Source organism: Thermosynechococcus sp. TG215 (assembly GCF_031583455.1).
In the GTDB taxonomy this organism is placed as follows: Bacteria; Cyanobacteriota; Cyanobacteriia; order Thermosynechococcales; family Thermosynechococcaceae; genus Thermosynechococcus.
Genome location: NZ_CP134178.1, coordinates 1,160,210 through 1,179,787 on the forward strand (window position 1 = coordinate 1,160,210; position 19,578 = coordinate 1,179,787).

The 19,578-nt window shown below is 54.1% G+C and carries 26 protein-coding genes; 12 read left to right on the forward strand and 14 right to left on the reverse strand.

Going from position 1 to position 19,578, the window contains the following annotated elements; all coding sequences use genetic code 11:
* The first annotated feature begins 40 nt into the window (after positions 1 to 40).
* From RHJ02_RS05400 to RHJ02_RS05415, 4 genes are read left to right on the forward strand one after another with little or no spacing between them, the layout of a single operon-like run.
* Positions 41 to 1,219 (forward strand): peptidylprolyl isomerase, encoded by a 1,179-nt coding sequence (locus RHJ02_RS05400; RefSeq protein WP_206201403.1) that lies wholly within the window; start codon positions 41 to 43, stop codon positions 1,217 to 1,219.
* Between the two features lie 38 nt (positions 1,220 to 1,257).
* On the forward strand, positions 1,258 to 1,719 hold the full coding sequence (locus RHJ02_RS05405; protein WP_206201404.1) for a pentapeptide repeat-containing protein: 462 nt from the start codon (positions 1,258 to 1,260) through the stop codon (positions 1,717 to 1,719).
* A gap of 3 nt (positions 1,720 to 1,722) precedes the next feature.
* On the forward strand, positions 1,723 to 1,875 hold the full coding sequence (locus RHJ02_RS05410) for a hypothetical protein (protein ID WP_310800542.1): 153 nt from the start codon (positions 1,723 to 1,725) through the stop codon (positions 1,873 to 1,875).
* Positions 1,868 to 2,944 carry an Era-like GTP-binding protein gene (locus RHJ02_RS05415; RefSeq protein ID WP_310800543.1) on the forward strand — a complete coding sequence of 359 codons (1,077 nt, stop codon included), beginning with the start codon at positions 1,868 to 1,870 and terminating at the stop codon, positions 2,942 to 2,944. Before RHJ02_RS05410 ends, RHJ02_RS05415 begins: the two co-directional genes overlap by 8 nt.
* Here RHJ02_RS05415 and dcd read toward each other — a convergent pair.
* From dcd to petN, 5 genes are all read right to left on the reverse strand, one after another.
* Positions 2,911 to 3,492, reverse strand: coding sequence for a dCTP deaminase (dcd, locus tag RHJ02_RS05420; RefSeq protein WP_181496856.1), 582 nt, complete (start codon positions 3,490 to 3,492; stop codon positions 2,911 to 2,913). The genes RHJ02_RS05415 and dcd overlap by 34 nt on opposite strands.
* Positions 3,493 to 3,576: 84 nt before the next feature.
* Positions 3,577 to 3,909, reverse strand: a complete 333-nt coding sequence (locus RHJ02_RS05425; RefSeq protein WP_310743493.1) for a hypothetical protein — start codon at positions 3,907 to 3,909, stop codon at positions 3,577 to 3,579.
* Between the two features lie 57 nt (positions 3,910 to 3,966).
* Positions 3,967 to 5,721, reverse strand: coding sequence for an arginine--tRNA ligase (argS, locus tag RHJ02_RS05430; protein ID WP_310800544.1), 1,755 nt, complete (start codon positions 5,719 to 5,721; stop codon positions 3,967 to 3,969).
* Positions 5,721 to 5,876, reverse strand: a complete 156-nt coding sequence (locus tag RHJ02_RS05435; RefSeq protein WP_149817663.1) for a hypothetical protein — start codon at positions 5,874 to 5,876, stop codon at positions 5,721 to 5,723. Before RHJ02_RS05435 ends, argS begins: the two co-directional genes overlap by 1 nt.
* Positions 5,877 to 5,894: 18 nt before the next feature.
* Entirely contained in the window at positions 5,895 to 5,984 is a 90-nt protein-coding gene (petN, locus tag RHJ02_RS05440; RefSeq protein ID WP_011056671.1) for a cytochrome b6-f complex subunit PetN, read from the reverse strand.
* A gap of 94 nt (positions 5,985 to 6,078) precedes the next feature.
* Between petN and RHJ02_RS05445 the strand changes: the two genes are divergently transcribed.
* Both RHJ02_RS05445 and RHJ02_RS05450 read left to right on the forward strand, forming a co-directional pair.
* The gene (locus tag RHJ02_RS05445) at positions 6,079 to 6,546 is read left to right on the forward strand and encodes an ankyrin repeat domain-containing protein (protein WP_310744931.1); all 468 of its coding nucleotides are present in this window, start codon (positions 6,079 to 6,081) and stop codon (positions 6,544 to 6,546) included.
* The gene (locus tag RHJ02_RS05450; RefSeq protein WP_310744932.1) at positions 6,543 to 8,327 is read left to right on the forward strand and encodes a mechanosensitive ion channel domain-containing protein; all 1,785 of its coding nucleotides are present in this window, start codon (positions 6,543 to 6,545) and stop codon (positions 8,325 to 8,327) included. The genes RHJ02_RS05445 and RHJ02_RS05450 overlap by 4 nt, the downstream gene beginning before the upstream one ends.
* On the opposite strand, the gene RHJ02_RS05455 is transcribed toward RHJ02_RS05450, so the two are convergent.
* From RHJ02_RS05455 to lipB, 3 genes are all read right to left on the reverse strand, one after another.
* Positions 8,324 to 8,833: a cupin domain-containing protein gene (locus RHJ02_RS05455; protein WP_206201411.1), complete on the reverse strand. Its 510-nt coding sequence runs from the start codon at positions 8,831 to 8,833 to the stop codon at positions 8,324 to 8,326. The genes RHJ02_RS05450 and RHJ02_RS05455 overlap by 4 nt on opposite strands.
* Positions 8,814 to 9,797 carry an RNA polymerase sigma factor, RpoD/SigA family gene (locus RHJ02_RS05460; RefSeq protein WP_315862901.1) on the reverse strand — a complete coding sequence of 328 codons (984 nt, stop codon included), beginning with the start codon at positions 9,795 to 9,797 and terminating at the stop codon, positions 8,814 to 8,816. The genes RHJ02_RS05455 and RHJ02_RS05460 overlap by 20 nt, the downstream gene beginning before the upstream one ends.
* 220 nt (positions 9,798 to 10,017) lie before the next feature.
* Positions 10,018 to 10,698, reverse strand: coding sequence for a lipoyl(octanoyl) transferase LipB (gene lipB, locus RHJ02_RS05465; RefSeq protein WP_206201412.1), 681 nt, complete (start codon positions 10,696 to 10,698; stop codon positions 10,018 to 10,020).
* Positions 10,699 to 10,858: 160 nt separating this feature from the next.
* Here lipB and hpf point away from each other — a divergent pair, with 160 nt between their 5' ends.
* On the forward strand, positions 10,859 to 11,476 hold the full coding sequence (hpf, locus tag RHJ02_RS05470) for a ribosome hibernation-promoting factor, HPF/YfiA family (RefSeq protein ID WP_302679058.1): 618 nt from the start codon (positions 10,859 to 10,861) through the stop codon (positions 11,474 to 11,476).
* Positions 11,477 to 11,534: 58 nt separating this feature from the next.
* Here hpf and RHJ02_RS05475 read toward each other — a convergent pair whose 3' ends face one another.
* From RHJ02_RS05475 to RHJ02_RS05485, 3 genes are all read right to left on the reverse strand, one after another.
* Positions 11,535 to 12,041, reverse strand: a complete 507-nt coding sequence (locus tag RHJ02_RS05475) for a hypothetical protein (RefSeq protein ID WP_302679059.1) — start codon at positions 12,039 to 12,041, stop codon at positions 11,535 to 11,537.
* An 85-nt stretch (positions 12,042 to 12,126) separates the two neighbouring features.
* Positions 12,127 to 12,819: a HEAT repeat domain-containing protein gene (locus RHJ02_RS05480; RefSeq protein WP_310800545.1), complete on the reverse strand. Its 693-nt coding sequence runs from the start codon at positions 12,817 to 12,819 to the stop codon at positions 12,127 to 12,129.
* Positions 12,820 to 12,971: 152 nt separating this feature from the next.
* Positions 12,972 to 13,103, reverse strand: a complete 132-nt coding sequence (locus RHJ02_RS05485; RefSeq protein ID WP_149817644.1) for a photosystem II protein Y — start codon at positions 13,101 to 13,103, stop codon at positions 12,972 to 12,974.
* A 155-nt stretch (positions 13,104 to 13,258) separates the two neighbouring features.
* On the opposite strand from RHJ02_RS05485, the gene RHJ02_RS05490 reads away from it, so the two are divergent.
* A complete protein-coding gene (locus RHJ02_RS05490; RefSeq protein ID WP_255521508.1) occupies positions 13,259 to 14,440 on the forward strand; it encodes a pentapeptide repeat-containing protein in 1,182 nt (393 codons plus the stop codon).
* A gap of 8 nt (positions 14,441 to 14,448) precedes the next feature.
* On the opposite strand, the gene rodA is transcribed toward RHJ02_RS05490, so the two are convergent.
* Positions 14,449 to 15,717 carry a rod shape-determining protein RodA gene (gene rodA / locus RHJ02_RS05495; protein WP_206201417.1) on the reverse strand — a complete coding sequence of 423 codons (1,269 nt, stop codon included), beginning with the start codon at positions 15,715 to 15,717 and terminating at the stop codon, positions 14,449 to 14,451.
* 146 nt (positions 15,718 to 15,863) lie between these two features.
* Here rodA and RHJ02_RS05500 point away from each other — a divergent pair, with 146 nt between their 5' ends.
* Positions 15,864 to 16,580, forward strand: coding sequence for a pyridoxine 5'-phosphate synthase (locus RHJ02_RS05500; RefSeq protein ID WP_206201418.1), 717 nt, complete (start codon positions 15,864 to 15,866; stop codon positions 16,578 to 16,580).
* On the opposite strand, the gene RHJ02_RS05505 is transcribed toward RHJ02_RS05500, so the two are convergent.
* Positions 16,570 to 17,031 carry a YbjN domain-containing protein gene (locus tag RHJ02_RS05505; protein ID WP_206201419.1) on the reverse strand — a complete coding sequence of 154 codons (462 nt, stop codon included), beginning with the start codon at positions 17,029 to 17,031 and terminating at the stop codon, positions 16,570 to 16,572. The genes RHJ02_RS05500 and RHJ02_RS05505 overlap by 11 nt on opposite strands.
* A 25-nt stretch (positions 17,032 to 17,056) precedes the next feature.
* Positions 17,057 to 17,494 carry a hypothetical protein gene (locus RHJ02_RS05510; protein WP_206201420.1) on the reverse strand — a complete coding sequence of 146 codons (438 nt, stop codon included), beginning with the start codon at positions 17,492 to 17,494 and terminating at the stop codon, positions 17,057 to 17,059.
* Positions 17,495 to 17,689: 195 nt separating this feature from the next.
* Here RHJ02_RS05510 and RHJ02_RS05515 point away from each other — a divergent pair, with 195 nt between their 5' ends.
* The 3 genes from RHJ02_RS05515 to RHJ02_RS05525 all read left to right on the forward strand — a co-directional run bounded on the left by RHJ02_RS05515 (position 17,690) and on the right by RHJ02_RS05525 (position 19,571).
* Positions 17,690 to 18,298 carry a DUF3038 domain-containing protein gene (locus tag RHJ02_RS05515; RefSeq protein WP_225901665.1) on the forward strand — a complete coding sequence of 203 codons (609 nt, stop codon included), beginning with the start codon at positions 17,690 to 17,692 and terminating at the stop codon, positions 18,296 to 18,298.
* Complete coding sequence (locus tag RHJ02_RS05520; protein ID WP_206201421.1) at positions 18,298 to 18,972, forward strand: DUF4335 domain-containing protein; 675 nt, start codon at positions 18,298 to 18,300, stop codon at positions 18,970 to 18,972. The genes RHJ02_RS05515 and RHJ02_RS05520 overlap by 1 nt, the downstream gene beginning before the upstream one ends.
* A 65-nt stretch (positions 18,973 to 19,037) precedes the next feature.
* Positions 19,038 to 19,571 carry a gamma carbonic anhydrase family protein gene (locus RHJ02_RS05525; protein WP_206201422.1) on the forward strand — a complete coding sequence of 178 codons (534 nt, stop codon included), beginning with the start codon at positions 19,038 to 19,040 and terminating at the stop codon, positions 19,569 to 19,571.
* Positions 19,572 to 19,578: the final 7 nt, after the last annotated feature.

Sequence of the window (19,578 nt, forward strand, 5' to 3'; positions counted from 1 at the left end):
TCTCAGCCTAACACAGAAGCTTCAAGAAAATGAAATAAAAATGAAAAGCTCCCCCTTGGAGGGCGATCGCCCTGTCCGATACACTGGGGGGAGACGGTCATGGGAAGAAACGGTGAAACGACGCAAACGCTGGCTTGCTGTTTTGGTGATACTGCTCCTCTGGTTGGGAACCTTCCTGCTGCCGCCACTGGCGATCGCGCTGCCTGTTGACCATCCATTAATTGCTGCCCTGCCCCAAGGGAATGCCATTACTGATCCCAAAGCGCTGCTCCGTTGGGCCTTACCGATTGACAATCCAACGGTACGAGAACTGCAAAAGGATCTAGAACAAATCTCTTTTTGGGTGCGGGGCAAACAGTGGTCAAAAATTGCCAGTAACATCAGCAAGGCGAAAGCCATTGTTCGCGATCGCGCCGATGAACTGCTCAAAAGTATCCCTGCCGAGAAACAGGAGGCGGCCAAAACCCTCTTGGCGGAGTTAGAGACCTCCCTCGATACACTTCAGGAAGCCGCCAAAGCCAAAGATCGCAGCCAACTCTTGCCCGCTAAAGCCGCTGCCCTCGACAAAGTGGGGGACTTGGAGGCCATGATGGTACAAAACGTGAGCTATACGCCTCCCAAGGGCTACGAGCACCTGCCGCGATTGCTGGGCCGTGCCACCGTGGAAATGGAAACCACTAAGGGGAACCTGACGATTGTTGTCGATGGTTACAGCGCCCCCCTGACCGCCGGCAACTTTGTGGATTTAGTACAACGCCACTTCTACGATGGCCTCCCCTTTACCCGTGCTGAGGAATCCTATGTGCTGCAAGCAGGGGATCCCCCAGGGCCAGAGGTGGGCTTTATTGATCCAGAAACGAACCAATACCGTGCCATTCCCCTTGAAATTCTGGTGGAGGGCGACAAGTATCCCCTCTATGGCATCACCCTTGAGGATGCGGGTCGTTACCTCGAACATCCTGTGCTGCCGTTTGCTGCCTATGGCACCGTTGCCTTAGCGCGACCTAGTGATGATCCCAATGGTGGTTCCTCGCAGTTTTTCTTTTTGCTCTTTGAACCGGAGTTGACCCCCGCAGGACTGAACCTTTTGGATGGTCGCTATGCCGTCTTTGGCTATGTCGTGGAGGGAGAAGAAACCCTGCGGCAACTGCGCCAAGGGGATAAAATTCTCTCGGCTAAGGTGGTGGAGGGGCTTGAAAATCTGGTACAACCGGCGTAGGTTAGGATGTCCAGTATAGACACCGTTGAGAGAGTGCGATGATTGCCAAGGTTGCGCCTGCCCTTTTCCTGCTCCTAGTCAGTACCCCTGCTTGGGCCGCCAATCCAGCCCATTTAGAACAACTGCGGCGCACGGGCAACTGCCCCAACTGTGATCTCAGCTATGCCCGCTTACGGGGGCGGAATCTTCAGGGAGCGGATCTGCGGGGGGCAAACCTCAATGCTGCCAATTTACGCGGTGCCAACCTGAGCAGCGCCAACCTCAGCGGGGCTGTCCTCAATAACGCTGATTTAACGAAGGCCAATCTCACCAATGCCAACCTCAGCGGGGCAAGCCTACTCATCACCCGTTTGGATCGAGCCATTCTCGGGGGGGCAAAGTTAGTGGATGCGATTCTCGGGGGGCGCGATCGCCTAGCACGGGTACGGACATTCCGCGATGCCACCTTGCCCAGTGGGGAAAAGGCCTTCTTTTTAGAAGAACCCAGCCGCCGTCGCTAGCCTATGGGGATTGCGATCGCCAGCTTTATTATTTTGTTCCTGCTCAGCGAAGCCGTATTGCACCTACGGCAGTGGGTAATTCCCTTTCCTGTCGTCTTAATTGCTGCGGTTGGTTTAGTGGTGGCCTCCAATTGGTCGCTCTTTCGCCGTGAGTAGCCTCCCTATCCTAGACATAACGGCTAAATGTCTAGAGGAACTCCTCGCGTGGCATCAGGTGCACCATCCGCAATTGAGTGCCCAATGGCAGCCCCTCTATGAGTTGCGCGATCGCCTCGACCAGAGTGCATGGCACATTGTTGTCTTGGGTCAGGTGAGCCGCGGCAAGTCCGCCCTTTTGAATGCCCTCTATGGCGAAGCGATTTTTCCCGTGGGCGCCCTTCATGGCACGACTCGATGGCCGCGAACGGTTCGCTGGCACTGTCAAGATCAAATCGTTGATCTCACGGATACCCCTGGGCTGGATGAAGTCGCGGGTAGTGAACGGGAAAAAATGACATGGAGTGCCGTTGAGACTGCCGATCTTGTCCTTTTTGTGACCCAAGACAGCCTTACCCCCGTCGAATGCCAAGCCCGCGATCGCCTAAACACCCTTAGGATTCCCCACAAGCTCATTCTCACCAAGGCGGATCTCTACCCGCCAATGGCCGAAGGTATTGCCGTGAGCAGCACAACAGGTCAAGGCATTCCAGAACTGCGACAGCTTCTTCAGCAGTGGTTACAACAGGAGGCTCCCCAAGCCCGTGCCCTGCGAATTCTCCACCAAGCCAGCCAAGTTGAACAGAACCTCGGGGCAGCTCTTGGCACGCAAGACACGTCGGCATGGTCTTGGTTAACCGCACAGATGGTGGGTAGCCTGCTGCTGCCGGGGGGATTTTTCGATGTCGTGCTGGCGATAATCAGTACCCTTGCCTATATCCGCAAAGCGTGCCAAGCCTATGCCGTGCCCTTTCCCCTACCGGCCTTTGGGAGTCTGAGTCAGTTTGTCTTACTGTGGTATGCGGCGATTTATCTTTCCAGTTGGCAAGGCTTGACCTTCGGCAGTGAACTCTGGGGAGTCAATACGACTGTTGTCCTCCAGGGGGGAGTGATCTTCTGGGGCTACCAACAGATTCGCCGCCGCCTAGACCCCTATCTTCAGCAAGGCTATCAATGGGGACACCATGGACCCCAACGGCTGTTGCAGCAACTCACTCAAACCCGTGCCAATGTGACGGCCTCCGGCTGATCTTGGTATTTGCCCCGCCGCGTTTCATAACTGACATCGCAGGGTTCACCCTCAAAAAAGAGCAATTGCACCACTCCCTCATTGGCGTAGATGCGACAGTCTGCACTGGAAGAATTTGAGAATTCTAAGGTCAGATGGCCTCGCCAGCCCGCCTCTGCCGGTGTCAGGTTAGCAATAATCCCCGCACGGGCATAGGAGCTTTTACCAATACACAGAACCGTGACATTTTCAGGAACCTGTAGGCGTTCTAGCGCCACCCCAAGACCGTAGGAATGGGCGGGCAAAATAAAGAAGGCACCATTGGCATCTTCATGGAGGGGCGCAGATTCCAGATTTGCCGGGTTAAAGTTTTTGGGATCCACCACCGTCCCCGGCACATGGCGAAAGATACGAAACTCCTTCGGGCTGAGGCGAATATCGTAACCGTAGGAAGAAAGGCCAAAACTAATCACGGGCTGCTCAGCCACCCGCCGCACCAGTGTCGGTTCAAAAGGCTGAATCATGCCCTGAGCCGCCATGGCTCGAATCCAAATATCATTTTTAATCATTGTGCTGTCGCGATCGCACAAACAACCAATGTATCTTACAGCCCTTTTCCCATGAATAAAACAGGCTCAACACTGTGAAGAGACTTAACGCTTTGCTTCCCACTGACCCCAGCGATAGCCGAGTTCAAACCAGATCAGCGAATTCACAAAATAGATCGCGACCACCGTTAACCCTTGCCATAGTTGACCCAACTCAGGCCAAAGCCACGGCAATAGGCCCAAACCCACGGCGATACCCCCTAGCAGACCGAGACCTGTCCCCCCTGCCATGACGAACATGATGAACAAAGCGCCCAGTTCTAGGCTGTTGGGTAACTCACGGCGAAATAGCCGAAAATAACACTGCATGAGATACATGTGCGGCCATATCAGCAGGAAGATCACCGCCAGCAAAAGGTTAGAGAACAGGCTTCCCACACTCTAGAAAATTCCAGAAACAACAGTGGTGCTGCGCCCCAGTCTAGCGAGAAGGCGCTAAATCCGATCCAAAACCCGAATCCCCAGTAGGGATAGTCCTAGCTTCAGGGTCTGAGCAGTGAGATAGGCAAGGGTGAGACGGGATTGCTTCGTTGGCTCAGTTGCCGAGAGGATGGGACAGCGATCGTAGAACTGGTTGAAAAGCTGGCTCAGTTCAAAGAGGTATTGGCAGAGGCGGTTGGGCAATAGCTCAGCGCTCACAAGGTCGAGGGTTTCCTCCAGTTGCACAAGGTGCTTGGCCAAGTTTTGCTCGGTCTCATCCTCTAGGAAGAGGGGGGTATCTGGTGAGAGGGTGCGCCAATCAATGTCGCCGCGCCGTGTCAGTCCTTGGACACGCACATAGGCATAGAGCAAATAGGGAGCGGTATTCCCCTGTAGGGAGAGCATCTTGTCGTAGCTAAAGACGTAGTTACTGTTGCGGTTTTGGCTAAGATCTGCGTATTTGACAGCACCGATACCGATCGCCCGTGCCACGGTGTCAATGAATTCTGGAGATTCACGACGGCCTTCAGTGGCAAGGCGCTGTTCTAAATCCGCTCGACTGCGGGCGATCGCCTCCGTCAACAAATCCATCAGGCGAATCGTTTCCCCAGAACGGGTTTTCAAGCGTTTGCCATCTTCCCCCAACACTAAGCCAAAGGGGACATGGGTTAACGTGACATGGGGCGGCACCCAACCCGCGCGCTGCGCCACTTGAAAGACTTGGGCAAAGTGGGTGGACTGCCCAACATCGGTAACATAGATAATCCAATCTGCTCGGTCTTTGTCAATGCGGTAGCGCAGGGCGGCTAAATCCGTGGTTGCGTAGTTGTAGCCCCCATCGGACTTCTGAATAATTAAGGGTTGGGGCTGCCCCTCTTTATTGGTGAAACCTTCCAAGAAGACGACCTTTGCCCCCTGATCCTCCACCACGAGGCCAAGAGCGGCTAAGTCCTCAATCACCGCGGGCAAAAAGGGATTGTAGAAGGACTCCCCTCGTTCGGTGAGTTCAATATCCAGCAGATCGTAGATCTTTTGAAACTCGCGGCGGGATTGCTCACACAGCAGTTGCCAAGCGCGGCGACTCTGTTCTTCTCCCTGCTGGAGTGCCACCACTTGCTGCCGTGCCTTCTGCTGAAAGTTTGGATCGCTGTCAAAGCGTTGCTTGGCCTTTTTGTAGAATGTCACCAAGTCACCTAAGTCAAGGGCATTGGCGGTTGTGAGGGCGTCGGGATAAACCTCATCAAGGTAGGCAATGAGCATGCCAAACTGCGTTCCCCAGTCCCCCACATGGTTGAGCCGCAGGACATCATGCCCTTGAAATTCAAGAATGCGGGCAATGCAGTCACCAATAATCGTGGAGCGCAGGTGACCCACGTGCATTTCCTTGGCAATGTTGGGGCTAGAAAAATCAACCACCACCCGGCGTGGCTCTCGCGCTGGCGGAATGCCCAAGCGATCGCTCCCAATAGCGGCTTGCAGGCTGCGCGCCAGAAAGTCTGGCTTGAGACGAAAATTGAGAAAGCCCGGACCAGCAATTTCGACGGGTTGACAGAGATCCTCAACATTGAGATGTGCCACCACCTCTTGGGCTAGCTCACGGGGTGCTTTGCCCACCTGCTTGGCGAGGCTCAGGCAAACATTGGATTGATAGTCGCCAAACTTGGCTTGACTGGCCGGCAGCAGGAGCGGCTGGGGATAGGTATCTAAAGGAAGTGCGGTTTGCAGGGCACTGAGGAGGCGATCGCCCAAAAGCCGTAGAGGAGCAACCATTAACGCTTGCGCCCCCGTCGTTGTTCTTTTTGCTCCGCTTGCAGCCGCCGGCGATCGCGCCACTCCGCAAAAGTCAGATAGCCAATGCCACCAGTGACGACAATCAGCAGCAGCAAGGCCACCAGAACCAGAAGATCCGCCAATGAAACCGTCATTGCCCCAGTCCTAGGTGGCTACATGCCGTGGCGACCCCACACCACAAAGGCGATCGAGAGCGTAAAGACACTGAGAACACCCACCCAACCGAGCGTGATAATATCCATTGCATGCGATCCTGAACTCAATGCAGACCTCATTTTAACTCAGATAGATTATCTTTTCTTTATTAGAGGCAGGCTACAGGCAATGACGCAGGGAATGACAGAAATTGAAACCGCCATTGAGCAAGGAGACCTGACCGCTGTCCAGGAGGCGATCGCCAACGGTATCGAGTTGAAAACGGAAGCGCTGGCACTGGCAGCAGAACTGGGGCACACGGAGATTGTCAATGCCCTGATTGTCGCTGGCGTCGATGTTAACCAAGGGGACAGCGAGGGTTGGACACCATTGATGGCTGCTGCCGGCGGTGGACATACCGCCATTGTGGAGAAACTGTTAGCCGCCGGTGCCAATGTCAACGCTCAAACGACCTTTGGTTTGACCCCCTTAATGGCCGCAGCAGCCAAAGGACAGACGGCTACGGTCAAACAACTGATTGCAGCAGGTGCAGATCTCAACGCCAAGGATCAAAATTCTTGGACAGCTTTGGTGTGGGCGTTGGATGGAAAACATGCCGACGTGGTGGCAGTCATTAAAGCCGCTCGCGCACAATCTTTAGGGCCATGATGAAGTACCTCAGTTTATTTTTAGCAGCAGCCCCTTCAAGTATTCTCATTGCTCAACTGGCGCGAACTCAACGGCTGCGGGTCGCGTTCATTGAAGCGGCTCAAATTGTGGGGATTGTTGGCATTGCGATGCTCACGGACTGGCTCCTGCTGAACTTGGGGATTCATCAACTGCAACAGCGGCTTGACCAAAAAGCCAGCCAACAATCCCAGCCTTGGCTCTCCCTTGGCGCTAGTCTATTGCGCCTGACGCTGCGGATTTTACTCTGGGCACTCGTTTTATCTTGGATTCTGCAATCGGTTCAAAGTCTTTCCCCTTGGCATGAGCGCATCGATAGCACGATTCAGTTTCTCCTCGAACGGGTGGCCGTGGTGTTTAACACCCCCTTTATGGAGTTGGGGCGGACGCAAATTACCCTAAACTTTCTCTTTTTAATTCTCTTTCTCTCCCTCGCAGTGATTTTTACCTCCCGCTGGGTGAGCGAGTGGCTCAAGAGTCGGATTCTCATGCAGTTACGGGTGGATCGCGGTAGCCAAGAAACCATCACCCGTGTGGTTAGCTATAGCCTCAGCTTTATTGGCTTTATTGTTGTTCTGCAAACCGCGGGCATTGACCTCAGTTCCCTGACGGTGTTAGCGGGGGTCTTGGGGATCGGTTTTGGTTTTGGTTTGCAAACCCTCGCCAGTAACTTTATTAGCGGTTTAGCGATTTTGTTGGAACATCCGATTAAAGTCGGCGATTTTATTGAAGTGGATGGCCTGCTGGGCACGGTGGAGAAAATTTCAATTCGCGCTACGATTATCCGCACCAATGATAGCCAGTACGTGATTGTCCCCAACAACCGCTTTATTGAAAAGAACGTCGTTAACTGGAGTTACGGTAGTCCCGATAGCCGTATCCATATCCCTGTGAGTGTCGCCTATGGCAGTGATACGGTTCTGGTGACCGAAGCGCTCCTCAGTGCCGCCCGTCAGGATCCGCGCGTCCTGCTCACCCCACCCCCCAGCGTTTGGTTTCGCGGTTTTGGCGAGAATGCCTACCTCTTTGAATTGCTGGTGTGGATTAACCGCCCCCAAGATTCTGAACCCATTAAAAGCGCCCTCAATTTTCTCATTGAGCAGGAATTACGGCAGCGGCAGATTGAAGTGCCTTTTCCCCAGTTGGATTTGCGGTTGCGCGACTTGGGGGAACTGCGCTCCTTGGCTCATTACTACCACCGTTCTGTGGCCAGTGTGCCCGAAACCGCAGCGGTGAGTGAGCCAGTAGCTCCTGAAATGGTCAAAACCGAACCCTCCCTTGCTGATTTACTGCGCAATATCAGTTGCTTTTCCCGCTGCTCCAATGCGGAATTGCAAATGCTGATTGAGTTGGGCAATCGTCAATTTTATGGTGTGGGGGAAATTATCTGCTCTGAGGGCGATCCGGGGGATGCCTTTTACATTGTCCTTGAGGGATCAGTGGAAGTGCGCTCTGAGCAGTTGGATCAAATCTTAGCCACCCTCTATGAGGGCGATTTCTTTGGCGAAATTTCAGTGCTAACGGGAATGCCGCGATCGGCCACAGTGCGGGCGTTAGAAGAAACAGTTCTATTTGTGGTGCATCGTTCAGCGGTACAGCGCCTGCTGCAAGCTCAACCCCAATTGGCGGAAGAGATTGCCCACGAGCTAGCGGCACGACAACAGGTTCTCCAAGAACTCGGCCTCGTGAACTCCCAAGAAATCAAAAGCCTGCCCCCCTTGCAGTGGATTCGTCGCCGCTTGCAAACGCTCTTTAATGTCTAGGGCGTCAAGCGTTCAATGAATCTCTGGTGCTGAGGAAACTGCTGCTGCAATTGCTGGCGATCGCCCAATTCAAAATCGCGAAAGTCAAATCCCGGCGCCACCGTACACCCCACAAGACTAAAACTGTCTGGCGCATCCACCGTTGCTCCAAACCATGCTCCCGCTGGTACCACCTGTTGCCATTGCTCCCCCTGATCGATATTCATCCCCAAGCGCAGGGGCTGATACTCGCCCGTTGGTAGAATCACATGAATCGTCAGGCTACTGCCCGTGTAAAAGTGCCACAGTTCATCACTGGCAATGCGGTGCAGTCGCGAACAGGCCGTGGAGGGGAGCAAAAAGTAAATACTCGTACAGTAGGGGCGATCGCCCCCCTGAAAACCTGAAGGCAAAACCGCTGCGGGAATACTCCCTGCTGAGCGATAGACCTCACGGAAATAGCCCCCCTCTGGATGGGGTTGCAGATCAAGCGCCTCAATCCACGCCTTAGCTGGCCAAGTATTCATACATTTGCTGGCGCCGCCGCCGCAGATGATCAAGGGCTTGCCGCTCCAGTTGCCGCACCCGTTCACGGCTGAGGTTGAGTTGTTCACCCACCTTAGCAAGGGACAGCTCTTGGCCATTCCCTAACCCGTAGCGCAGGGTGAGGACTTGCCGTTGTTGCGGGGTAAGTTCCGCCAGCCACAGGTTGACATCATCGCGGAGGGACTCCACCGTAGTAAATTGCTCTGGCGAAAGACTGTCATCCTCGAGCAGTTCACCGAGTTCAGTGTCCTGATTGTCCCCAACGCGCAGATCAAGGGAAACGGGTTGGCGCGCAAGGGTCAGGTATTCACGAATTTGCTCCGGTTCGAGTTCTAGGGCTGCTGCCACCTCAGCAGGGGTTGCACTCCGTCCCAATTTTTGCGCCAATTCGCGTTGGGTGCGTTTGATCTTGTTCAGCTTCTCGGTAATGTGGATGGGCAGCCGAATGGTTCGCCCCTGTTGGGCGATCGCCCGCGTAATGGCCTGACGAATCCACCAGTAGGCATAGGTAGAGAACTTATAGCCGCGCGTGGGATCAAACTTTTCCACACCGCGTTCAAGGCCAAGGGTGCCCTCTTGCACCAAGTCCAGCAATTCAAGGTTGCGTTTTTGATACTTCTTGGCCACCGAAACCACCAGCCGTAGGTTGGCTTCAATCATTTTTTGCTTGGCGCGTTCGCCGCGCTTAAGGAGATTGCGCAATTCCGCCGGCGTGAGATGAGAGGCCGCCGCCCATTCTTCAAAGGTTGGTTCACGTCCCAGTTCCTTGGTGAGAGCCTCGCGTTTTTCCCGCAGTGCCATCATTTGCTGCACTTGTTTACCCAGAATAATTTCCTGCTCATGGGTCAGCAGCGGCACGCGTCCAATTTCCTGTAGGTAGGTGCGCACCATATCGGTGCTAACAGTGGGTGTCGGGGATGGGGTTTTGGAAGCGGAGTTCATCATAGCAGCACAGATTCTAAACAGTATTTGGCAAGGAAGAATGTAGATAAAAGATTTATCGCGATGAAGATGACGACTCGCACTGATAAAGCTGAGGTTCCTATAGCGTTAGCCTAGCAGGTGAGAGGGAGTTGGCCTGTATCCTAATCTACTTAGACTTAAATTGTGCCCCGAAAGTTGCCAATTCATAACAGCCGATTCCTGAAATAAAGATTAAAGTTTGTCAACTAGAGATGGGGATCAGGAGATCGGCAAGGGCTTTGGGGGCAAATTCGAGGGCAAAAACACGGCCAAAGGCCGTCACAAACTGCTGGCGCACCTCCTCTAGGGTAATGTTGGCACAAAACTGCCGTAGGTTCCCGACGGGGCGATCGCCAATGCCACAGGGGACAATGCGCCCAAAGCCCTTTAGATCGTTCACCACATTGAGGGCAATGCCGTGGAAGGTAATCCAGCGGGTCACCTTGATCCCAATTGCGGCCACCTTGTACCCCTCTACCCAAACACCCGTAAGGCCAGCAACGCGCTCCCCTTTAATGCCATAGTGCCCTAGGGTTTGAATCACGACTTCCTCCAACTGGTGGAGATACCAATGCAAATCGCAGCGGTGGCGGCGTAAATTCAAAATCGGGTAGGCGACCAATTGGCCGGGGCAGTGGTAGGTGACATCGCCTCCGCGCTCAATGCGCAAGACCTCAATGCCAGTAGCCACAGGATCAAAGTGAAGGTGGGCGGTGGTTGCCCCTTGACCAAGGGTGTAGATGGGGGGATGCTCCAAAGTGAGCAGGACATCTCGGGCAGTGGGATTGTGGCAGCGCTCAGCCACCAGTTGCTGTTGCCAGCGCCAAGCATCGCGGTAGGGAATGATCCCCAAGGCACAATGCCAACCAAGGGCAGTTTTCATAGGGGGTGCCAGATTGTCAAGAGCTAGAGGATAAGAATTATCACAGAACACGAATAAAGGTGAAGAGCGGCAGCACACCCTGTAATCGCCGATACGGAGATGTTAGGGTGGAAGTAGATCAGCCTTAGATGTATCTGTTTTGCTCAGGGGAGGCAACCCTATGAGGCTAGTGATTCATGGTAAAAACATTGATATTACGGATGGCATTCGCAGCTATGTGAACCAAAAAATTGAGCGAGCCACCCATCATTTCCAAAATGTGATTAATGAAGTTGATGTGCATCTGTCCGTGGCTCGTAACCGTAGCACTGCTCCCAAGCAAACCGCTGAAGTGACCCTCTTTGTCAATGGCTCCATCATTCGCGCCGAAGAAAGCAGTGAAAATCTCTACGCCAGTATTGATCTCGTTGCCGACAAAATTGCGCGCAAACTCCGTAAACTCAAAGAAAAACGCCAAGACAAGTCCCGCGCTAAAGACACCAATAGTGTGGTGGAGCCCGCAGTGGTGACCGACTTAGTGGGCGATCGCACACCGCAACTGCCCGAACAAGTGGTGCGCATGAAATACTTTGCCATGCCCCCCATGAGTATCCAAGAAGCCCTTGAGCACCTAGAAATGGTGGATCACGACTTCTATGTCTTCCGCAATCGCGATACGGGAGAAATTAACGTGGTCTATGAACGCAATCATGGGGGCTATGGGGTGATTCAACCCCGCCCCACCTCCCAAGAAAATCATCACCCTGCGGCTAAACCCATGGCTAAGGCAGCACCCTAGAACCACACTCAAACAGCAATCACAAAAGGGATGCCCTCTGCCTCTGGTTTTCCTGCTGCTAGGGGCGGAGGGTGAGTTGCCACTCTTGGGTCTGGCGATCGCGCTGAAGTTCGCTATTTTCACCAATCACATAGGGCCCCCAGTAGCGTTTGGAGCCATCCAGCGTGAAAGCAAGGACAATATCCCCTGACTGAAGTGCCAGCTTGCCCTCTGGCAGCGTTAATAGTAATCCCTTAATACTGCCCTCCATGGGGGCAAAATCCCAGTGAACTGCTCCTTCATTAGGATGGGCGCGATCGCGGGCAGCGAGCAACACCACGCGCACCGGAAAGGCCGTTTGATTACTGATGCGTAGCCCATTCGGTTGCGGGTTGGCTGGCGTTTGGGGAGGGGGTAAGGGCTGAACAGTAGTGGTTTCTGGTTCTGCCTCGACAATGGGGGGCGGTTGGGTCAGCAGGTCTGGCTCCCACCAGAGCGCAAAATGTAGTTGTGAAAGAATAATCGCACCCACCACCCCGACCAGCACTGCCACGAGGTAAGGAAGAAATTTAATTCGGATAGACATAGAGATAGGTTACTGCGGATGCCGCGCCTTTCTTTCCAGTTTAGAGAGTTGTGGCAGAAACCGCAGTGGGCAAAAAAGTTTGATCTCAATTGCCAGGGCCCTGAACTTCGGAGGAAAGTCGCTCTTGCAAGCGTTGCAAAGAAATCTGGGCTGCCGTCGCCACATGGGGATGCTCATCTTTAGCGAGGTATTCCAAAGCGGCTTGGGTTTTCGGGCTAGGGAGATTGCCCAGAGCTTCAGCGAGCCGTTGCCGTACCAACCAATCCTCTGCGGTCACAAAGGGCAAAATATCTTCGACAACACTGGGATCGCCAATTTCCCCCAGAGCGGCGATCGCCCCTTGGAGCATCACGACTTCCTGACTTTTCAGCGCCGAGCGCAATACATCCACCGCGCGGGGATCCTTAAGATTGCCCAGCGCCACAGCAGCACTAAAGCGCACTAACCAATCGGTGTCTTCATAAAAGGCGCGCACTAGCGGTTCAAAGGCACGCCCATCTTCGAGATAGCCCAAGGCACCCGCAGCATCGGCACGAATACCATAATCCGGTTCACTCTCGAGCAACTGCACCAGAATGTCAAAGCACTCCGGTGTGGATTTAACCCCAAGGGCAAACACAGCCATTGAGCGAATCTGTAGATTTTCGTCCCAAAGGACTTTTTTAATCAGGGGTACGGCATCCGCAGAGGGGACATCCCGTAGCGCGGCTAGCGCCAGCAGGCGATCGCGGGAATTGGGACTTTCCAGTTGATGGGCAAGCTGTTCGAGGGAAGGCATGGCAGTAACCTGAAAGCTAATTTACAAAAGTTAACAATATACTTCCTATTATAAAAAAGTCTCCCCGAAGTAAAACCAAGATCACACTTGGTCTGGTTCCTTGGGGAGCGCTTGCCCAACAATTTCACAGAGGATACAGCCGTATCAATGTCCTAGGCTGCTTTGGCTTTTTGCAGGAGCTTTTGAAACTGCTTGACAGCATAGGGCAGAATGTTACGAACTGCCCAACCCGCAGCCAGTAGGACAGGTAACAGGACAATCAGGACACGCCAATCCATACCCATAACCTCCCAAAACGTTTTCTGAAAACTTTATGAATTATTGTACAGCCTTCTCTAAGGGGAGAAGGGGAACTTTCTATGGATGTAACGAAGAAAAATCTGATTATGATTGGGTTAATTCCTGAACTGTAGGCCAAATCCTGATGGGCGAAGACAAAATGACCCTCCGTGACAACCAAACGGCGGCTGCTTTGCGTCTCAGTAAAGTGTTAGCCGCTCGTAATCGTTGGCGCACGGGTTGGCAGTCTCTGCGTTCGGTGTTGATGCCGATCGCCATGGTCACTGTCTTGCTGGCTTGGGGACTCGATTGGGATGCGGTGGGTGTGGTGGCTGCTTTGGTGCTGGGGGGACTGAGTTTCCCCTTGGTCTGGACTTCGACCTATCACTGGTTTACTGAAGATCTCACGGAACAGCAACGGCAGTTCATTTTGGCCTCACTGGGCCTGAGTTTGACGGTGGTGGCACTCATTGCCATGACTGGCGCCATGGACTGGATTCGAGGACGCTTTCAAGGTACGAATTGGGATGCGGTGGGGGCACTGGCGGAGGGCTTCGGTGCTTTGGGACAGATTTTGGTGGCGCTCTTGGCCGCCTATGTGGCTTGGCGACAATACGTGATCTCGCGGGATTTGACGACGCAACAAAACCGCATTACCCAACAGCAAACGATTGACAGTTATTTCCAAGGGATTGCCGATCTCATTCTTGACGATGAGGGGTTATTGGAGGATTGGCCGCCGGAGCGGGCGATCGCCGAGGGACGCACTGCTGCCATCTTGGGGGGGCTCGATGCCGAAGGCAAGGCCAAAATCATTCGCTTTTTGTCAGGCGCAAAGTTACTCTCGCCGCTGAAGCGCGATCGCCGACTGGGACGGGCGATTTTTGATGGGCTGGGTGGCTATGAGGAAGACATTGAGTATGGTGTGCGGGTGATTAACCTTGGCAGCATGCTAGCGGGCGCTGATCTCAGTGGTACCGATTTGCGCTGGACCGAATTGAGTGATGCCAATCTCACAGGCACCCTCTTTCGCAACTGTAATTTGACACGAGCCAACCTAGCAGGGGCAATTTTGCAGGGGGCGGATTTCACCAATGCCGATCTCAGTCGGGTTCGCTTCTTTTATGGCACCGCTGATCAGGCCAGCCCCCGCGATCGCCTGCATCCTCCCAACTTTCGCACTGGGGCGCAGACAGGTGCAGTGGTCGAGGATGTCAACTTTACCAATGTCAAGAACCTCTCCGAAGAACAACGCTACTATTGCTGTGCTTGGAGTGGTAGCCGTTCCCGTGAAACGATTCCCGGTGGCTGTGAGGGCATTCCGAATAAACTAGGACGCTAGCGCCTCGGTTAGTAGCGCGATCGCGGGCGATGATTCGCCACGGAGAGCACCATCCCTAAGCCAAGATAGGTCGCCAGCAGGGCTGAGCGGCCATAACTCACCAGCGGTAACGGCATTCCTGTCACGGGGAGCAGACCAATGGTCATGCCAATATTCACCACCACTTGAAACAGGATCATGGCAAATAGACCGATCGCCAGCAACGAGCCAAAGTCATGACCGGCACTATTGGCAATTTGCAATAAGCGCAAACCGATTAACCAAAAGAGGCATAGGAGAACTAAACTGCCAATGAAGCCCGTCTCCTCAGCGATCGCTGAAAAAATAAAGTCTGTATGCTGTTCGGGAATAAATCCCAACTGGGTCTGGGTGCCTTGAAAAATGCCCCGCCCCCATAGCCCACCAGCACCAATGGCAATCCGCGATTGAATCAAGTGGTAGCCAGCCCCAAGGGGATCCTTGTCGGGGTCAAGAAACATGAGAATACGGGTTTTTTGATAGTCCTTGAGCACGCTCCAAAGCAGTTGCCCCAAGCCAGCCCCCCCGAGATTGAGCACCAGCCCCCCCAAGCCGCCGACCCAGCCCAAGGGCAAGCTCCGCCAAGCGACGACGGCCATCGCCAGTGTCCACACCAACCAGAGGATCAGGTTCAGTTGGTAGGGCAGAGGCAGGGCAACGAGAATCGCTGCCACCAAAGGGGAAAGCATCAAGACAATCCAGCTGCCGGGGGTATTCGCCCAGTAGAGCATTGTCAATGTAATGGCAATGAAAACAAGAGACGTGCCCAAATCCGGCTGCGTCAAAACTAGGAAAAAGGGGGGGGCGGTGGCTGCAAAGACACTGAGAATGCCCTTCAGAGAGTGGCCTGAAATGCGGTGCAACAGCGCCGCTTGGGTAAGAATGAGGGAGATTTTGGCAAACTCCGAGGGTTGCAGGTTAAAGCCGCCAATCGCCAACCAGCGCTCTGCTCCCTTGGCCTCGACCCCCACGAGATCAACCGCTAGCAGCAGGGCACAGCTCAGGCCGTAGATGACCCAATGACTGCCCATAAAGACCGATTCCGGAACGCGGGCAAGGATCAGGGCAAGCATCGTACCCATCCCCCCCACCAATAAATGCTGGAGACTATCGTTTTCCTCTAGGTGTAGTTGACTACTGTGGATGAAGACCGCCCCAATGACCGTGGTTGCCCAAACAGCCCCTAACAGCAGCCAATCCACGCCTCGCCATGGATAAAACCAGCCAAAAGTCCGCCGTCGGGGTACTCGCCAAGTCATCAGCCACTGTCCTGTCTCTCCTAGGGGGTTAGTCTATCGGCTGGCTCAAAAGGTTGCAAACGGCCAGCGCGGACAACCGACATGGCACCTTGCCTTGGTGTATTATCCGAAAGGTTGGGCTTCTATTCCGACAAGGAGCGATCGCAGTGGCAACCCTAGGGGTCAACATTGATCATGTGGCAACGATTCGCCAAGCGCGGCGCACAGTTGAACCCGATCCCGTAGCCGCAGCCGTTTTGGCAGAACTGGGGGGAGCTGATGGCATTACCGTACATCTGCGGGAAGATCGTCGCCATATTCAAGAGCGGGATGTGCGCCTGCTGCGGCAAACGGTACGCACCCATTTGAACCTAGAGATGGCTGCCACTTCCGAAATGGTGGCGATCGCCCTTGACATTCGGCCAGATTACGTGACGTTGGTACCTGAGCGGCGCGAAGAAGTCACCACCGAAGGGGGGCTAGATGTGGTGGGTCAGCGGCAACCCTTGACCCAAGTGGTGCAAACGTTGCAAGGCGCAGGAATTCCTGTGAGTTTATTCATTGACGCGGATCCGGCCCAACTGGAAGCCGCCGCTAAAACCACGGCTCAATTTATTGAACTGCACACTGGTCGCTATGCCGAAGCCAAGGGGGAAGCGGCGCAACAACAAGAGTTAGCAATTTTAGCTCATGGTGTCCAACAAGCAAAATCCTTAGGCTTGCGGGTGAATGCAGGCCATGGCCTGACCTACACCAATGTGGGGGCGATTGCCCGCCTTGAAGGCATTGAGGAACTCAATATTGGCCACACGATTATCAGCCGCGCTGTTCTTGTGGGCATGGTGCAAGCCGTACGGGATATGAAAGCCCTCATTAGCTCTTAAACTCAGCCCTGAGGGCGTCATCATAGTCATCAGCGAGTGTCGCCACAATCGTAATTAGGCGGGAAATTTCACCCGCAGTAATCCCCCCTAGGGTGCGGGTAGCCACGACTTGGACTTGGTCTTCAGCAATGGCAAAGTGTGCCTCGAGGGTGGTGAGCCAGTTCAACGTCAGGAGCTTACGATAGAGTGCCAATTCATCCGCTACGGGCAGAGGCAGTACCGGTGACCAAATGGTGAGAAAGTCTTCCGCCGTATGGCCACTCAACTGCACAAAGACCTCGGCACTGCCATAGCGAAACATCCAAATTTTGCCACTGTCCGTTTGGCCAACGAGGGGGGCGCCCCCCTGATGGAGACTAGAAATCACCGTTTCAATAATCTCAACCGCATTTTCTAGGGGCGTGTCAAGGGATGCTGCGGGGATGGGCTGCACTTCACTGACCATGGTCATTCCTTTCGTGAATCAGGACAACTTGTTAGAGGACTTGGTGGGTGTAGGCGTGTTGTTTGACATTGTCGGCAGCGGTAACGATACGCTCGGAGTTGAGCACCCGTTTGCGTTCTGTGGAGGTATTAAAGTTGCGGTAAGTCTCGCCAAGGGGAATATGGCGGGTACTTTGGGGACGGGCAATGTAGGTGCGTGCGGCTGCTGCAAGGCGATCGCCATAGTCATCACACAGATGGGCACTGGGGGGAAACTGCTGCTGCACTTGCTGCGGATCTTGGGCTGTACCATAGGTGAGGGCATGGGCTTCACTATAAGAAGTGGGCAAGCCATGGAGCAAGGCTTCCAACGCCGCTGAGGGAATCGGCTCAATCACCTCTACGGGCTGGAGTTTTCCCTCCACCTGCACAAAACAATGAGCGAGTCCAAGCACCACATAAGCTTCTGGGGGGGGAATCTCTTGACTCATTGCAACCTCACAATCATGTGGTTCTCCTCAAGTCTAGCCTGCTTTTCGAAAAATCAGCGCAGTGGGCAACATATAAAAAGAGGCGGCAGTCGTCAGTGGAGAAACGGCTAAGATCGTTTAGGCCTATTTCACCATGAGTCCTGTCATTATTGCTGTATAGTGAGCACTCTAGAGAGTATGGAAACGGCAAACTCAATGCCAGCAACAATCGAATCCCCTGAAGTTGAGCTATTACCTCCGATGTTGGCAGCACTGCCCGACCCCCAAGGGGTGAGTGTGTGTCCTCGGCGGGCACGTTGGCAATTAGACTTATTGTTGCTTGCCCTAGAGTGCGTTGATTTGCATGCCTCTGAGTTGATGTTGCAAGTGCTGCGAGATCTGCAACTGCAAGTGATGATCCCCAATCGGGTCGTATTTTGGCAAATTCGCTGCACCAATCCCTTTCGCCAAATTACCCAGCGTACCCCCTTGCCCTTAGCGGAAACAAAGGCACTCACCGCAGTGGTTGTGCAAGTGGCGCGGCGGCAGACGGCAATCCTGCGGCATTTACTTTTGGTGTTGGATCAATTGCAGGCGCAAAATTTGCCCCCGGAAACCTATGCCCCCTTGGCGGAGTATTTAGACCGCTTTCGCCGCCATTTTCGCAAACGCATGAACCTCCAGCGATCGGGTCTCTTTCTCTACAAAAATAACCAAGCCCTCAATGAGTTGGGTCTAAAGCTGTTGGCACAACTTCTGCTCTGTGCAGGCACAAAGGGCATGGAACGCCTTTGGTTTAGTTTATTTGATGGGGAAGTAAGTTAATGCTGCTGCAACGCCAGTATTCATTGCCCAATTGCACACTGCGAATTGAAGGGCTGAGTGGTCAAGCCGGCGCAGAGCAGTTGGATATTGTCACCCTCTGCGAGTGGGAGATTATTGGCCAGAATCAGCGGGTCAAGGGCGGGAAAGAATTCCTTGTGGCATTGCTCAATAGTGTGCCTGCAGCAGCGCAAACGTGGTTGAGTGGTGTTAAGTTACGGCGATCGCCCCAGTACCCGATTCAGGTCGAGATTCAGGCCTCTAATCAGGTAGTGCTGCATATTCCCCGCCAGCTATTGCAAGGCTCGCCTACAGAAAATGCCGATACCCCTGCCCAGAATGGCGCTGGTGAAACCCTAGAAGTGCAGCTCACTTGGTTGCAGCTAGCGGATTTAGTGGAGGCATTGGATCAACTCTGTAGTGATAGCCAAACACTGCCTACCCTGATACCAACATTCCATTCCCTCCCCCGGCAGGCGATCGCCCCTGCTGTGCCTTTGCGCAAACAACTGATGCCTTTGGGGATTGGCGCTGCTAGCTTAGCCGTCATGGCTGCGATCTTTTTCCATCTACCAGTGCCCGAACGCCGTCCCCCCCGCGAGGAAGCCGTGCCCCCCACCGCCGAAGCCGTCACACCCTCACCGGCACCCACGACACCAGCAACCCCGAATCCGTAAGCCCATTTCAGGCCTACCCGCAATTTGGCAACTGTCGTTTAGCTTTTTGATGCTTGGAATCAACCATGGTAATCACTACCCCTAGTGCTTTTTGGCCCCCCGTTGCCAGCGATCGCGCTGCCTTTATTGCCCCCAATGCCACCCTTGTTGGCGATGTCCGCTTGGGTGAAGGCTGTAGCATTTGGTATGGCGCTGTTTTACGCGGTGACGTGGCGTACATCGAGATTGGTGCCCACACCAATGTTCAAGATGGCGTCATCCTCCATGGTGATCCGGGACAACCCACGATCCTTGGGGAAGAGGTGACGGTTGGGCATCGCGCGGTGATTCATGGCGCAACCGTGGAAGATGGCTGCTTAATTGGCATTGGCGCCGTGATTCTCAATGGCGTTCGAGTTGGAGCGGGCAGTATTGTCGGTGCAGGGGCAGTGGTGAGCAAAGATGTCCCCCCCCGCTCTTTGGTTGTGGGCATTCCCGCTAAGGTGGTGCGGGAAGTGAGTGACACTGAGGCCGCCGATCTACGTCAGCATGCCCGTAAGTATGAACAACTGGCCCATGTCCACAACGGCACAGGCACTGATCTAGGGTTCCATCCCTAGAAGTTGC

Bases quoted from the DNA above. Each gene is read 5' to 3' on its own strand.
- RHJ02_RS05400 (WP_206201403.1), top strand. From the start codon at position 41: ATGAAAAGCTCCCCCTTGGAGGGCGATCGCCCTGTCCGATACACTGGG.
- RHJ02_RS05405 (WP_206201404.1), top strand. From the start codon at position 1,258: ATGATTGCCAAGGTTGCGCCTGCCCTTTTCCTGCTCCTAGTCAGTACC.
- RHJ02_RS05410 (WP_310800542.1), top strand. From the start codon at position 1,723: ATGGGGATTGCGATCGCCAGCTTTATTATTTTGTTCCTGCTCAGCGAA.
- dcd (WP_181496856.1), bottom strand. From the start codon at position 3,492: ATGATTAAAAATGATATTTGGATTCGAGCCATGGCGGCTCAGGGCATG.
- argS (WP_310800544.1), bottom strand. From the start codon at position 5,721: ATGGTTGCTCCTCTACGGCTTTTGGGCGATCGCCTCCTCAGTGCCCTG.
- RHJ02_RS05435 (WP_149817663.1), bottom strand. From the start codon at position 5,876: ATGACGGTTTCATTGGCGGATCTTCTGGTTCTGGTGGCCTTGCTGCTG.
- petN (WP_011056671.1), bottom strand. From the start codon at position 5,984: ATGGATATTATCACGCTCGGTTGGGTGGGTGTTCTCAGTGTCTTTACG.
- RHJ02_RS05445 (WP_310744931.1), top strand. From the start codon at position 6,079: ATGACAGAAATTGAAACCGCCATTGAGCAAGGAGACCTGACCGCTGTC.
- RHJ02_RS05450 (WP_310744932.1), top strand. From the start codon at position 6,543: ATGATGAAGTACCTCAGTTTATTTTTAGCAGCAGCCCCTTCAAGTATT.
- RHJ02_RS05455 (WP_206201411.1), bottom strand. From the start codon at position 8,833: ATGAATACTTGGCCAGCTAAGGCGTGGATTGAGGCGCTTGATCTGCAA.
- RHJ02_RS05460 (WP_315862901.1), bottom strand. From the start codon at position 9,797: ATGATGAACTCCGCTTCCAAAACCCCATCCCCGACACCCACTGTTAGC.
- lipB (WP_206201412.1), bottom strand. From the start codon at position 10,698: ATGAAAACTGCCCTTGGTTGGCATTGTGCCTTGGGGATCATTCCCTAC.
- hpf (WP_302679058.1), top strand. From the start codon at position 10,859: ATGAGGCTAGTGATTCATGGTAAAAACATTGATATTACGGATGGCATT.
- RHJ02_RS05475 (WP_302679059.1), bottom strand. From the start codon at position 12,041: ATGTCTATCCGAATTAAATTTCTTCCTTACCTCGTGGCAGTGCTGGTC.
- RHJ02_RS05480 (WP_310800545.1), bottom strand. From the start codon at position 12,819: ATGCCTTCCCTCGAACAGCTTGCCCATCAACTGGAAAGTCCCAATTCC.
- RHJ02_RS05485 (WP_149817644.1), bottom strand. From the start codon at position 13,103: ATGGGTATGGATTGGCGTGTCCTGATTGTCCTGTTACCTGTCCTACTG.
- RHJ02_RS05490 (WP_255521508.1), top strand. From the start codon at position 13,259: ATGACCCTCCGTGACAACCAAACGGCGGCTGCTTTGCGTCTCAGTAAA.
- rodA (WP_206201417.1), bottom strand. From the start codon at position 15,717: ATGACTTGGCGAGTACCCCGACGGCGGACTTTTGGCTGGTTTTATCCA.
- RHJ02_RS05505 (WP_206201419.1), bottom strand. From the start codon at position 17,031: ATGACCATGGTCAGTGAAGTGCAGCCCATCCCCGCAGCATCCCTTGAC.
- RHJ02_RS05510 (WP_206201420.1), bottom strand. From the start codon at position 17,494: ATGAGTCAAGAGATTCCCCCCCCAGAAGCTTATGTGGTGCTTGGACTC.
- RHJ02_RS05515 (WP_225901665.1), top strand. From the start codon at position 17,690: ATGCCAGCAACAATCGAATCCCCTGAAGTTGAGCTATTACCTCCGATG.
- RHJ02_RS05520 (WP_206201421.1), top strand. From the start codon at position 18,298: ATGCTGCTGCAACGCCAGTATTCATTGCCCAATTGCACACTGCGAATT.
- RHJ02_RS05525 (WP_206201422.1), top strand. From the start codon at position 19,038: ATGGTAATCACTACCCCTAGTGCTTTTTGGCCCCCCGTTGCCAGCGAT.